General features: G+C 61.3%; 10 protein-coding genes. 1 reads left to right on the top strand and 9 read right to left on the bottom strand.

Annotated elements, in window-relative coordinates; translation table 11 throughout:
- Positions 1–87 precede the first annotated feature (87 nt).
- The 8 genes from VSX79_RS06140 to VSX79_RS06105 all read right to left on the bottom strand — a co-directional run bounded on the left by VSX79_RS06140 (position 88) and on the right by VSX79_RS06105 (position 9,161).
- Entirely contained in the window at positions 88–588 is a 501-nt protein-coding gene (locus VSX79_RS06140; RefSeq protein WP_326914813.1) for a hypothetical protein, read from the bottom strand.
- 668 nt (positions 589–1,256) lie between these two features.
- On the bottom strand, positions 1,257–1,718 hold the full coding sequence (locus VSX79_RS06135) for a helix-turn-helix transcriptional regulator (protein WP_326914812.1): 462 nt from the start codon (positions 1,716–1,718) through the stop codon (positions 1,257–1,259).
- Positions 1,705–2,214: a hypothetical protein gene (locus VSX79_RS06130; RefSeq protein ID WP_326914811.1), complete on the bottom strand. Its 510-nt coding sequence runs from the start codon at positions 2,212–2,214 to the stop codon at positions 1,705–1,707. The genes VSX79_RS06135 and VSX79_RS06130 overlap by 14 nt, the downstream gene beginning before the upstream one ends.
- 33 nt (positions 2,215–2,247) lie before the next feature.
- Positions 2,248–2,631: a hypothetical protein gene (locus VSX79_RS06125; RefSeq protein WP_326914810.1), complete on the bottom strand. Its 384-nt coding sequence runs from the start codon at positions 2,629–2,631 to the stop codon at positions 2,248–2,250.
- A 50-nt stretch (positions 2,632–2,681) separates the two neighbouring features.
- Positions 2,682–3,152, bottom strand: coding sequence for a helix-turn-helix transcriptional regulator (locus VSX79_RS06120; RefSeq protein WP_326914809.1), 471 nt, complete (start codon positions 3,150–3,152; stop codon positions 2,682–2,684).
- A gap of 918 nt (positions 3,153–4,070) precedes the next feature.
- Positions 4,071–7,379, bottom strand: coding sequence for a TonB-dependent receptor (locus tag VSX79_RS06115; protein ID WP_326914808.1), 3,309 nt, complete (start codon positions 7,377–7,379; stop codon positions 4,071–4,073).
- Between the two features lie 175 nt (positions 7,380–7,554).
- The gene (locus VSX79_RS06110; RefSeq protein ID WP_326914807.1) at positions 7,555–8,649 is read right to left on the bottom strand and encodes a FecR family protein; all 1,095 of its coding nucleotides are present in this window, start codon (positions 8,647–8,649) and stop codon (positions 7,555–7,557) included.
- On the bottom strand, positions 8,646–9,161 hold the full coding sequence (locus VSX79_RS06105; RefSeq protein ID WP_326914806.1) for an RNA polymerase sigma factor: 516 nt from the start codon (positions 9,159–9,161) through the stop codon (positions 8,646–8,648). Before VSX79_RS06105 ends, VSX79_RS06110 begins: the two co-directional genes overlap by 4 nt.
- A gap of 243 nt (positions 9,162–9,404) precedes the next feature.
- Here VSX79_RS06105 and VSX79_RS06100 point away from each other — a divergent pair, with 243 nt between their 5' ends.
- Positions 9,405–12,320, top strand: a complete 2,916-nt coding sequence (locus VSX79_RS06100) for a M16 family metallopeptidase (RefSeq protein WP_326914805.1) — start codon at positions 9,405–9,407, stop codon at positions 12,318–12,320.
- Positions 12,321–12,366: 46 nt separating this feature from the next.
- Here the strand turns inward: VSX79_RS06100 and VSX79_RS06095 are convergent, their stop codons facing one another.
- The gene (locus VSX79_RS06095) at positions 12,367–13,824 is read right to left on the bottom strand and encodes an aminotransferase-like domain-containing protein (RefSeq protein WP_326914804.1); all 1,458 of its coding nucleotides are present in this window, start codon (positions 13,822–13,824) and stop codon (positions 12,367–12,369) included.
- Between the last annotated feature and the right edge of the window lie 20 nt (positions 13,825–13,844).

Raw genomic sequence — 13,844 nt, 5'->3', positions numbered from 1 at the left:
GTTCAATTGAGGACTTGCCGGAGGGATTAACGACTGGCGGTAAGTCAGAACCCCTTTTATACGGTCGAATAGCGACAGATAGTGTCACTACAAGGTCCAGGTGATTTTGGGGTCTTTATGGAGATGACTAGACCGGCGTGCGGAGTGGGTGTTCCAACCGCTGTAGCCGTACTCGGCATCAAATGCTGCCTTTACCCTGTCCAGCGCAGCCAGTGCATCGATGGCCTGTTTTCGGCAATCGGCGAGATTGTACACGCGCTCACCGTGAACCATCTTATTACGCATGGTTGAGGTTGTCTGAAAGATACTCCAGTCGGCAACGGCTATGATCGACAACAGGGGCCGGTGTTTCGGATCGTAGAGCTCCCATGCTTCTTTGAGCTTTTGCAGCCCCCCGTGGCCTCTGATAACTTTGTCTGCGATGATGGATTTGAATCCAGCCGACACGATGATCTGGCGCAAAGTCCTTCGAAGCGTCTTCTCGACCGTGAACGCTGTTGTGACAAGCGCCTCTGCATCGTGCCCGTTACCCAAAAGGCTATTGATGCGTTGTTTGGCGACCCCGTAACCTAGACTGACTGGGTACATCGTTTTCCCCTCCATAGCTCACCAGAGGTGGCATAGCGCATCCCGAGAACTGGTAAAAGCGAGTGAAATGAAAGTAAAACTATCGCGGCCGGCTTCTGACGTCATCTTTGGAATAACCGGGAGGTTCTGCATGCAGCCGAGACGTCATCGCCCGCCGTGTCGTAGCTGAGGGCCGCGTCGCATTCGGTGACGAACTTGGACGTATCAGGGCACGTCGAGAAGGTAACGAGGCGTTCTAGCGCCCTCCCCCCCGCTCGATTAGTGCCGCGGCGACTCTTCGTCGTGCCGAGGATCAAGTTGCGCCTGTGGAACTTCAACGATCTGTTTGCCGATGAATGTACGACCGCCTTCGAGATCGAAATTCCTCAAGTCGGATGACGGACCTGGGGCGCCAAGCCACTGGTCCGTGTGTCGATCGAACGACCGCTTTTGTGTAGACACCGATAAAGGTCGGAACGGCCGACATCAGGCGCAATGCGGCCATTACACGTTTGAAAGAGAACCAATCGGATAAGGTTGTCGCGACGAAAAGAGCCGGTTTGCCACGTCTGCTCGCGCAGCGACCTCTGCGAGGGGAACCCGCTAAGCTGGTTTCCATGCAGCACGTCCGGCCGCCTCACCCAGCATTAGAGCTGCAAAGGCACAATGGCTGAGATCAGCCGTTTCAATCATGCGGCACGCCGTGCTCGACGCCATTTCCCTGGCGGCACGCCGAATCGCTTTGCAAAGGCGCGGCTGAAATGGCTTTGGTCATAGAAGCCGCAATCGAGCGCGATGTCAGCAAGGGACAGATCGGTAGAAAGGAGCAACTCCTGCGCACGCTGAAGTCGGGAACGGATCAGCCATTGGTGCGGGGTAATTCCGGCCGACACCTTGAAGGCGCTGACGAAGTACCCCCTTGAGATACGGCAGCTGCGGGCAATGTCTTTGACATCTGCAGAACCCGAAAGATTATGCGACATCAGTTCCTCGGCCTTGCGTTCTTGCCAAGCCGACAGCCGCGGCGCCGCCAAAGCGGCTAAGGTACGGGTGTCACCAAGCGGGGCTATGACACGTTCATCGCATGCCACGTTGTTCGGAACACTTCCCATGTCCGTCCGAGCGGCGCGTCGCAATTCATGCGGTGCCATCTCCTCCCATCTCACGGGTCGCGTCATACGGCGCACCGCACCGGTAGGCTGGAGGGAGTTGCCAGTACCATGCGGGATCCGCGCCATACCGCCGAAGACGCTGCCTGTGACGGCACGTTGCGATAATGAGCACAACCAACATCGCATAGGCCCAACCAGCGACGACGGTGCCATAGGCCCACGGGATAATGTCCAGACGTAGTCCCGAAAGATGCGACAAGGCAACGCACCCTTGCATGGCTGCCATCCAGGCGGGCCAGTAGCGGGTGGAGATCAGAGAGAGGATGTAAAGAGCGGCGAAAGCGGCTGAATCGACCGCGAACATCGGCCATTCCACGCCCGAGAAGCGGCTGTGCATCGGAGCGACAACCCAGGCGCTGAGCTGGAAATCCGCGATCAGGATGATTGCCCCAATTCTTTCCGGAGCCCCTCCGCGTATAAGCGCAAAGAGGCTGGAGAAGGCATAAAGGGCGTTGAATATCAGTAACCTGACCATCAAGTCGTGCAGTCGGCATTGGAAGCCCCTCGGTCAACCGACAATTGCACCCGGTTCTTCCGCTATCCCTTCGGCCAGCCCTTCGGTCCATGAGGGAAGAGGGATTTTGTCGCCACCTAGGGTTTCGGGAATCTTCAGTTCGCGGCGCAGATCGTCGAGGTTGTGATGGCCGCTGGTCGCCTTGCCCATCGCCTGGCTGATGAAGGCGATCGAAGCGACGAAATCACCGATCACCTCCGTGCCTGCCGCGCCGGAAAGATTGGCCCGAGTCCGGGCGCTGGGCAGCAAGCCGATCAAGGCCGAACCGCTGGACAGGGCTCGCCCGAGATCCATCTCGAAGGTTTGGAGGTGCGAGACGATCTCGTCCGCGACTTCATGGCGTTGTATCTGAACACGGCGCTTCTCTACAAAGGACATCGTTTGAACTCCCCGCGGCACGCAGGCCGTCGTTAGGTTGAAGTCCGATGTCAGCGCGTAAGGGCGATGGTCAGCTGGGAGAGCTCCGATGCGACTGCCATGATTGCCCCTGCCCCGATGGCAATCACGCCAAAGAGGAGAAACGGCCATGCGAGGCGCCATCCGAAGCTGAGATCGTTCCAAGGCCTGCCTTTCTTCGCGAAAGGAAGAACACTCGATCTCTCCACCACCACCGGCTCGAACGCCGACGTATCGGTGGAGTGGTTTTGGGTGACGATGGATGGCCTCGGCGATCCTGATTTATTGGTATCCGAACTTTTGGTGGGGTTCTCGAGCGCCCGCAACAGCTGGGCAGCGCTCCAACTGTCGCTCGTTCCCAACTTTCGCCGCGCGGATTTCAGATGCTCGTTGACCGTATTGACCGACAGGCCGGTCGTCCGCGCAACCTCCTTCGCGCGCATGGGCGTCAGCAGCAGCCGAAGGCATTCTTTCTCCCTCGGGGTGAGTTGCTCGATCGTCACAGCAAGACTCCGCGCTGCACCCCTCGCGATCCGGCACTGGCTGTTTGCACGGTCCAACTAGCGCACGACAGATCCCCGTTCATTTCAGCTTCCGCTCCTTTTCTGGCACCAAGATGTTGGATCGAGACGATCGATCGGTGCGTCATCCGGTCGGCGGCCAGTCGAAGATCGCAGGCGGCGCCATTGCACCTAGCCGTACAATATGGATGCGGGCGCGGTGTAGATCATAATCTAAAAGGCGCGTCGCTTGCAGTCAAAGCCGTGCGTCGTCTGCGGTCGTTTTTATTCAGGAGCAGCAGAATCCCTGCCTGAGGCGAGCGCGGGCCGACATAATAGCGCGCTTCAAAAGCAATGCGCGACATGTCAGATGTGAACAACCGTCGTATAGCGTGTCAAAAGCCCGCCGTTTCGCGAAGGTAGGCGTGCGCCTTGTCGGTCTTTCGTTGGTCTATGCTCGCAAAGCCTGGTCGCAACCCCAGCTGCCGAGATGGCGAGATGGCGGGCTTGCGAAAAATGTGGACTGCGCGAACGGCAGCGCCGGTGTTTCCGCATGCGGGTCGATGCGATCCAGAAACGCCTTATCGTGAAATCGAACCCACCACGCCGGCGGTCGCTTGGCATGTGGAAATCCGCGACGTCGGAAAGATGCCGGCGCAGTTCGCCCGAGCAATGAGATCGGCGACCGCTTCTTCGGAGATGATGCTTCCCTGCCCGTCGAGGTCCATCACCTGCCCTGCGATGCCTTCGAGGATCTGCGTGGAAGCAAATCCCCGGTCAGTCCTACCGCTCGATGCGGAAATTCATTAGACAAGAATCGCGGTGAGGCATGATGCACGGTGGAGGCAGGCCAGACGGAGACCAGCCCGCCCCCACCGCCCGGGAGCGCCCGGCGGAGCAAGGCCGCCGGGCCCACCGGGGTCAGAAGCGCTGAGTCAGGCTCACGAAAAAGCTGCGCAGCCGCGGATCGCCATAGGGCGCATAACCCGTCGGACGGGTCACATCGATCGGCGGCTTTTTGTTGAAGAGATTGTTGATGCCCGCGCGCACTTCGGTTCTCGTCGGCAGCTGGAAGCTACCGAACAGATCGATAAAAGTAGCTCCGGGAATGCGGTTGGAGCCTTGATTCACGTTCACCGGATACTCTCCGGTCGCCAGATTCTTATAGAACAGATAATAGCCGCTGAAATGCCTGGCCCGCGCGCCAACGCTCCATTTCTCGGTGGCATAGTTCGCCGTGAGCGTTCCCCGAAAGCGCAGGCTGTTGCCGATGCCGCCGGCATCCTGAACCGTGACTACGCCATCGCGGTCGAGCATCGGCGAGGAGGCCGTCAGCTGGCGCTTGATGTCGAGCAGGAGCGTTGCATTGCCGGTCAGGCTGAATGTGCCTTCGCCGATCGCCGTTCTATAGTCCCCGGAGAAATCGATCGCTTCACTGCGAAAATAGGACAGATTGGTCTGTGTCGCATCGATAAAGACGATCTTCCCGACGCTGAAAGGGTCACCCGCCGCGGGCGCTTCGCGTGTGAAGCGTTCGGGGTGCGCCGCGAGAAAATCCTCGAACGCCTGCTGCTGCTCCACCGTATTCGCAACGAGCAGGGCCCGCGGATCGAAATAGGCGTTGCGGATCGTAATCCGCGTCCAGTCGACGCGCAGCGTCAATCCGGGAACAAAGCGCGGGGTCAGAAGCGTGCCGAACGACCAGCTTTTCGACTTCTGGGGATCGACATTGGGGTTGCCCCCCGTTGCCCCGTCAATGGCCGTCAAAAGGCCGAGCCCCCCCGAAAAGTCTCGTCCGATCCGTTCGTTGCCACGCAGCGGATCGCGCACGGTTGTCTGAAGAAAGTTCGCTAGGCCGAGAATAGGCCTGTCGGGATCCTCGACCAGCGCCGACAGATAGGGCGGGGTATAGCCGGTCGAATAGCTGCCACGGAAGGCGATATCGGGCGTAACCGACCACTTGGCGGCGACGACGGGATTGATCGAATTGCTGCGCGTCGTAATGAAGGGGATCGTCGTGCCGGCCGGCGGGCAGGCTTCGGCGATCTGTTCAGGCGTGAGATACCCTGGAACATTGTTGAGACAGACATAGCTGGCGTTCGTGCCGACGCCCTTATAATCGTCATAGCGGCCCGCGAGACGTAGCTCGAAGTCGTGAATGAGCGGGACCTTGTTGTCGGCGCCAATGACGGGCAGCACGAGTTCCCCGAAGACGCTCTGCGTCGAGAGGTTCCGTTTCGGCGAATAGCTGATGCTCGAAGTGCCGGGCGAATCAGCGACAAGAATGCTGTCGCCGAACGCTTGCCTGCGCATTTCGCCCACGATAGTGGCCACCGGCAGACCGCCGGGCAGCCGGGCGAAGCCGAGTGGGCCCGCAAATTTGGCCGTATAGGTCGTCGCGGTCGATCTCGACGGAGCCAGACCCCTGCTATGCCCCTCGGAATCGAATTCGGGTTGCAAGGGGAAGGCAAGCGTATCGAATAAGACATCGACTTGTCCGGTCGTCAGCGCGCTCGTGTAGGCCTGCGAGAGTTGCTTCCCGCCCGCCGAAGCCGATTTGCCCCAATTCCTGCTGAAATCGAAATTGCCCTGCCAGTGATATGGCAATTTGACGATAAGGCCACCGAGTGCCTGCTTGTTGCTCATCACCGACTTGCTGGTCGTATAGAATTCGCTGGGGAATTGCACCACGACCGACTGGACGAACGGATTGAGCGGCGACGTTCCCGGGAGCGTGACCGAGGAAGGAAGCGAACTTACCAGCGAACTGACTTGATAGCGCGAATAGGAACCCGATGCGTAGACGGCGAGCCAGTCGGTAATATCACCCCGCGTCGACAGCGACAGGTTCTGGCGCTCGTTGCCGATACTCAGCGGGAACCGGTCACCGAAGACGAGCCCCTCGGTGGCGCCCGGTCCCGGCTCGGTGTTCTGTTGCCCGGCATTGGCAAGAAGCGCGGACCCCAAGGCCGTGTTACCGACGGCCGAACGCCCCTCGAACCCAACGGGGATATAGGTGAAGCGCGAATTGAGCGCAGTGACGCCGTTCACCGCAAATTGCGGCTTCAAGGTCAGATTTGCGTTGCCCGTTGTAAAGATATTCGGCGACGTGGAGGCGATGAAGCTGTTCGTAGCGAAGGGGGTCTGAAAATAGGTCGGGTTGTTGCCGAGGATATAGTCGGCCCGGCTCTGGACGAACGGCCGATCCCCCGCGAGGAGCGGGTCGGATTTGCTCCAGCTCGCACTCGCGGATACGGAAAATTTGTCCCCAAGCAAGGGGAAGGTGACGTTACCGCTCAGACGCCGTTCGATGGCATGTCCATCGGCCGTACCGCCGAGATATCCGGTGAGTTCGAGCCCGCGAAAATCGCGGCGCAGGATGATGTTGATGACCCCGCCGACCGCATTGCTCCCATATTGACCAGCCGCCGACGAGGCGAGCACTTCGACGCGTTCGATCTGTTCGAGCGGGATTCCCATGATCGACGACTGAAGAAAGGCTCCGCTCTTCAGACCGCCGGGGCCAACATTGGGATCGGCAATCCGGCGGCCGTCGACGAGGATCAATGTTCCATCAAGACCGAGGCCGCGCAGGTCGATCTGCGAATCGCGGGAGTTGCGCTGTCCTGCAGTCGAGACGCTGGTATTGGCGCCGAGAAAGTCGCGAAAGAATGTGTCGAGGTCGGGCGCCCCCGAGCGCTTGATTTCCTCGCGCGTGAAAACCGTATAGGGCTGCGCCTCATCCTTGCTGCGCGGGATGTCGGTATTGAGCGACCAGCTGCGCTTGCCGAGCACCAGAATTTCCGGGATATTCTGCTGGCCGTTCACATAGCCGTTGCCGGCACCGATATCGGAGGAGAGCCGCCTGGCCTTCTCGTAACTTTCCTTGCTCGGCCCGGAGACGACATAGGATCCGCCGTTCACCTTGCGAAAGCTGAGCCCGCTGCCTGCGAGCAGGCGCGTCAGCGCCGCATCGACCGTCATGCGGCCGCGGACGCCCTTGCTCTTTCGGCCTTCGACGCTGTCGGGCGTAAAGACGATCTGGACCTTCGCTTCGCGGCCAAGCGCCATCAAGGCGGAGGAAAGGCTGCCGGAGGAAATGCGGATATCGACGGGAGCACCCTGCGCCTCTTGTGCGGCCGCCACCGCAAAAGGCGCAATCGCCAGCGGCGCGGCGCTCGCCGCGAGCAGGCATCTCAACACGCGAATCGTCTTCCGAACTGCAGCCATCATGTCCCCCTTGATTTCCCGAGGCGGGAAAAACCCGATCCCCGCCCCCAAGACGCAGCACGAAACAAAATCCACATATGAGATGCGGAAAAATGTAACAAAAAGGAGAAAGCGCGCAGCAAGCAGCCCGGCATCGCTGGATCGCTAGCCGAGAGTTGAATTTTATAACCGTGACTTAGGGCGCGTAGTAAAGCTCGATGTCCCCGCGCGCATTTTTTCGCGAGGCGACAGGCAGCATCGCGCCGACGAGCGTCGTGAACTCGCCCGCATCGCCCGTCTTCACGATACCGCTCATGCGCATTGCGGCGACCCGGCTGTCGGCCACCACGATCTGGGTCGCCGAATAGCGATTGAGTTCGGCAACCGCAGCGCCGACCGTCTCGTTGTCGAATTCGACGAGCGAACGGCGCCAGAGCGTCTGCTTTGCGGCATCGACGCTCCCGACGACGGGTGGGAGTGCGCCCGTTGCTACAAATTGTTGCCCGGGCACGAGAACCGCAAGCGCCGGCGGCTCCACCCCTGCCTGCTCCACCCGATCCTCGTCGATACGCACCTTGCCCTGAAGCAACGTGACCTTCAGCCGGTCCTTGTCGAGCCGTACCTCGAATATCGTGCCGAGCGCGGTTACTTTGCGTCCGGCGACGATGACCGAGAACGGCCGATTCGCCGCATGCGCGACATCAAAGAGCGCCTGCCCGCGCACAAGCCGGACGATCCGTTCGCCCGCGCGATAATCGACCGATATTTCGGTCGCGGTATTGAGCGTCACTTTCGACCCGTCGGCAAGCTCAAACGTTCGCTGCTCGCCGATCCCGGTCCGGTAACCATCGCCCGCGACCCGCACCGAAGGGCTGGCTCCATTTTCGGCAATAAGGGCTTCGCCGCCAGGCTGCCCATTCTGTGGCGCCGGCTGCCCGACAAGCAGCAATGCCGCGACGATCGATGCGGCGAGCGCGCTGCCGGCCCATGGCATCCAACGGCGCATAACGGGCGGACGGGCGGACGGCACCTTTGTTTTCGCGAGTGCCGCGTCGCCAAGCGCTTCCTCCCGAAGCGCTGCGAGTTCGGGAAGATCGAGATCGAGCCCATTGAAGACATGCATCGCAGCGGCCGCTTCGGCATAGGCTTCGGGATTACCCGGTTCGCCGAGCCAATGCTCGAAGGCCTTGGTTTCGGCATCGTCAAGCTCGCCGCGATCGAGCCGCACCGCCCAAGCGGCCGCCCCTTTCTCCGGCGCCGGTGCGCCGCCCGATACGAGCTTCAGCGTCATGCTTCCTCACCCATGCGTCTTGCAAGCTGCTCGGCGGCGCGCTCGACATGTTTCTCAACCGCACTTACCGAAATACCGTACCGCTCTGCAATCTCCTGATATTTCCAACCCTCGACACGTCTCAGCACGAATATGATCCTGGTTCGATCAGGCAACGCCTGAAGTATTTCCATGGCGCGCGCGAGGCGCTCCTTCTTTGCCAAGACGTGCTCGGGCGAAAAATCCACACCTGCGTGAAGCGATTCGTCAAATTGATCATGCGCATGACTGCGCCGCACGGCGGCACGGCGCATGTGATCGGCGAAAACATTCTCGGCCACCCGGTAGACATAGCCCTTCGCATTTTCGATCGAATCGAATCCGCCGCGCTGCACGAGCCGCTCGAAAACCTGCTGCACCATGTCCTCGGCTGCTGCATCGCCCGGCAAGCGCCTGGCAAAAAAGCGCAAAAGCGGCTCGCGAAAGTCGCGATGCAAGCTGTCGAAAGCCAAAGATTCGCGCGCCTGCACCATTGCCAAGCCGATCCGTGTCCCACCCCGATGCACTGATTGTCATTATGATGTCGCAATTCGCCCGCGCGTCAACCCGGCTTGGAAGACGGCCTTTCCCGTCGCGGGAAATAAATTTTCCAGGGAAGCGGTGGGGATTTTCGGCCGGCGTGCGTCTTGGCGTCCAGGCAATGTATCTCCCGGCACCGGCAAATCGGCGCGCCCGGGGGGCAATGATCTTCGGCCTGACCTCGAGGGAGCATATTGATGAAGAATTTCCGGCAAACGCGGCTTCGGATCGGCGTATCGGCGATCGGGCTGTTGTTGGCATCGCCCGCCCTGGCCCAGACGCCGCCTTCGCCCGCGGCGGAAGCTCCGACGACCGCGACCCCGCCGTCGCAACCGTGGGCGCATGAGCGAAGCGACGTGCCCGCCGATCCGGCGGTGCGCTATGGCCTGCTTGCGAACGGCCTCCGCTATGCAATCCTCCGCAACGAGACACCCGCCGGCAAGGCCTCGCTGTGGCTCCGCGTCGATGCAGGATCGCTCATGGAGAAGGAAAACCAGCTTGGGCTCGCCCATTTCATGGAACATATGGCCTTCAACGGTACCGAGGAAATTCCGGAGAATGAACTGATCCACCGCCTCGAACGGCTAGGCCTGAAGTTCGGCGCAGATCTCAATGCCGCCACGACCTTCGACCAGACCTTTTACCGCCTCGACATGCCGAAGAATGACGATCTGTCGATCGACACTGGTCTCCATATCCTGCGCCAGCAGGCGTCGGCCGCGATCATGGATCCCGGGGCGATCGACGAGGAGCGTGGCGTCATCAAGGGCGAGGAGCGGCTTCGTAACTCGCCCGCCGCTATCGTCGGCGTCAAACAGCTCGAGATTCTCGCCGCAGGTACGCTGCTTCCCCAGCGCATGCCCATAGGTGATATGGACATCATCGGCACGGCGCCTCGTGACCGCTTCGTCGAATTTTATCGGCAATATTATCGGCCATCGCGCACGACCGTCTTCGCGGTGGGCGATTTCGACGTCGATGCGATGGAGGCCAAGATCAAGGCGCAATTCGCCGACTGGCAGCCGAAGGAACCCGACGGCCCCGAACCCGATCTTGGAAATATCGCGCCCCAGCAACTTCAAACGCATGTCTATGTCGAGGGCAGCCTAACCCCGTCGGTGTCGATCAGCTGGACCAATCCTCCGAAGCGCGCTTCCGATACGCTCGCGAGCCGCCGCGACGATACGGTGCGCGGCCTGGCAGCGGCAGTGCTGAACCGGCGCCTGACCGAAACCGAGCGGCAGGACGACCCGCCCTTCCTCTCCGCTCAGGCGGCCGAAAGCGAAGTCTTTCGCAGCCTGCGGATGGCAACCGTATCGAGCAGCTTCGTGCCGGGCGAGTGGCAGGAGGCGCTTCAGGCGATCGATCAGGCCGTTCGCCAGTTCGGCGAATATGGCGTCACCCAGGACGAGCTCGACCGCGAGATCACCTCGTTCCGGTCGCGTTATGAGAATGCCGTGAAATCGGCCTCCACGCGCGATTCGGTCGCGCTCGCCGGCAAGCTCGTTTATGCGGTGAATGACCGGCAGGTCTTCGCCGCACCCGCCACGTCGCTCGACATCTTCAACGCTGCGGTCGAAGGCCTGACGCTGGAAAAGGTCAATGCCATCGCAAAGACTATGTTCACGGGGCAGGGGCCGATCGTGTCGCTGCTTTCGTCCAGCCCCATCGAGGGCGGCAACGGAACGCTACGCGCAGCCTATGACAGCTCCGTCCGGCTCGCGGTCGCGCCGCCCAAGGCGCAACAGGCAAAGAGCTGGGCCTATAGCGATTTCGGCAAAGCCGGCACCGTCGTGAGCGTTGGTAAACCCGACCTGCTGGGCGCCACGACCTACACATTCGCCAACGGCGTCAAGCTGACGGTGAAGCAAGTCGATTTCAACAAGAATTCGATCTCGATCGGGCTTCTTACCGGCATCGGCGAGCGCAATTTCTCGCCCGACCGGGTCGACCCGCGCTATACCGCGCTGGGCGCCGTCGTTTCGGGCGGACTCGGCAAGATGACCATCGACGAGGCATCGCGCGCGCTCAACGGGCATCTTATCGGCGCGAGCCTCGCGACGCTCGGCCAGCGCTTCCTGCTTTCGGGCGGAACCCGCCCCGAAGACCTCCAGCTCCAGATGCAATATATGGCGGCGCTGATGACCGATCCGGCGCTGCGTGCCAACGAGTTCAACAAGGCGATCGCTTCAGCGCCGATGGGCTGGGCGCTCGCCAATTCGGACCCGAGCGGCGTCTTCTCGCTCGAAGCTGTGCCGATGATCGCTGGCGGCGACCAGCGCCTTGCAAAGGCCCCGCCGGAGGTTTCGAAGGACTGGAAACTCGAACCGCTGCGCGACGACGTCCGCCGCATGATCTCAAGCGGCCCCATCCATATCGTCATGGCGGGCGATCTCGACGTCGAGCAGGCGGTCAAGACCGTCGCTTCGACATTCGGCGCCCTCCCGCCGCGACCGCCGTATAACCCGCCGGCCCCCGGCGCCGACCAGCGTTCGTTCGGCACGCCGACCTCCGAACCGCTCGTCCTTACGCACAATGGACTCAACGATCAGTCGCTCGGCTCGGTCGTCTGGCCGACCACCGACCTTATCGGCCCGAATCGCAAACTCTCGCGCGAATTGTCCGTATTGAACGCTGTGTTTCAGCTGCGCGCAAATGATATCATCCGCGAAAAGGAGGCCCTCGCCTATTCGCCGCAGGTCGGAATCACATCTTCGGCGGATTATAGGGGCTATGGCACCCTCACCGCCTCCGCCGCCGCTGCGCCTGAGAAGCTCCCGGCCCTTTACGACGCGATCGACGGCATCGTGGCGGACCTGCGCAACAAGCCGATCGGCGACGACGAGCTGCACCGCGCGCGCGAACCGATGGTCGAACGTTTCCGGCAGTCGCTCAAGACTAACCGCGGCTGGTATGGCATGATGCTGGCCGCCGCCTACTCGCCCGAGACAATCAACGACGCTCTCACCGAGGTCGAGGTGGTGCAGGGGGTCACGCCTGCCCGCCTCCAGGAGCTCGCCCGCCAATATCTGGTGCCCGACAAGGCGATGCGGATATCGGTGGTGCCGAGCGCCACGGCCAAGGATTCCAAGATCCTCGCCAAGGCGGAGTGACATGGGCGCGCCGATCGCGTTTTGCGATCGGCGCGCGTTGTTTCGCCTAGTTCGCGACCTCGCGAAGAGACGTGAGCGCGCGGTCGGCTTCGTCTTCGTCGAGGCTCGCAAAGCCGAGCCGCAGTCCCCGCCCCCGAGAAGGCGGGATTGCGAAAGATGTCGATGGCGCGAAACGCAACTCGGCGGTCTCCGAAAATCGATCGATCCGATCGAGCAGGGCTTCGTCCCGAAATTGGAGCCAGAAGGCAAGACCGCCTTCGGGCATGGTGAAATCCGCAACATCGGAAAGATGCCGTCGCAGCGCATCGGCAAACGCCAACCGGCGGGCGGCGTAGATGCCGTGAGATTTTCGGATATGCCGACGCAGCTCGCCCGAAGCGATGAGATTGGCGACGGCTTCTTCGGAGATGATGTTTCCCTGCCTGTCCAGATTCATGACCTGACCCGCGATGCCGTCGACAACCTGGGTCGAGGCAACGACATAGCCGATGCGCAGGCTCGGCAGCGTGAGTTTCGACAGTGAGCCGATGTAGAGCGTCCCTGCCGGCGCGTAGCTCGCCAGCGGCCGCAGCGGCTTAGATTCAAAATGATACTCATGATCGTAATCATCTTCGATGATCGCGATTCCGTAATGGCGCGCGAGGTCGAGAAGCTTCAGCCGCCGTTCGGGCCCAAGCGATACGGTAGTCGGAAACTGGTGGTGCGGCGTAACAAAGATCGCGCGGACGGGGTGGCGCTTGCACAGAGCCTCCACTTCCTCGACATCGATGCCCTGGGCGTCGAGTCCCACGGTTACGATGCGCGCGCCGGCCTCCGCCAGCGCGACCGCTGCCGGCGAATAGCTCAGCCTTTCCATCACGACGATATCACCTCGCTCGACCAAGGCCCGCGCGACGATCGTCACCGCCATCTGACTGCCGCGTGTAATACAGATGTGCTCGGGCCGGACGACCATGCCACGTTGCGCTCCGAGCATCGCGGCGATGGCTTCTCGCAGCATCAGCGATCCGCGCGGGTCCCCATAGCTCAAACGCTTTGCCCGGCTCGCCTGTAATGCAGCATCGCGATATGCGCGCCCGAGCACGTCGGCAGGAAACAGCCGGCAATCCGGCGAGCCGAGATCGAGCGTCAAGGTGTCGCGGTGAGGTGTCACCGACAGCCGAATGTCGGCGCGCAAAAATTCGAAGTCGGGATGTTCGCCCGGTCCCGATCTTTCGACCATCTGGTCAGGGAGTTGCTCGGGAAGTGCGGCGGCGACGCGTGTGCCGCGCGTGCTCGTCGCTTCGATCCATCCCTGCGCTTTGAGCTCTTCATAGACAAGCACGATCGTCTTGCGATTAACGCCCACGGACACGGCGAGTTCGCGGCTGCTGGGCAAAAAAGCGCCGGGAGCAAGGCGCCCGCGCTGAATGTCGCGGATCATACTGTGAACGATGTGCATCCGCAGCGATTGCTGCCCCGGGTCTGGCAATTCATCGAGACTGAGCTTCCAGGGTCGGAGCATTGGACCACCATTTAAATCAG

Source organism: Sphingopyxis chilensis (genome assembly GCF_035930445.1).
Classification (GTDB): domain Bacteria; phylum Pseudomonadota; class Alphaproteobacteria; order Sphingomonadales; family Sphingomonadaceae; genus Sphingopyxis; species Sphingopyxis chilensis.
The sequence above is the reverse complement of the archived record's forward strand: the minus strand, read 5'-3'. Positions and strand labels throughout refer to the sequence as shown.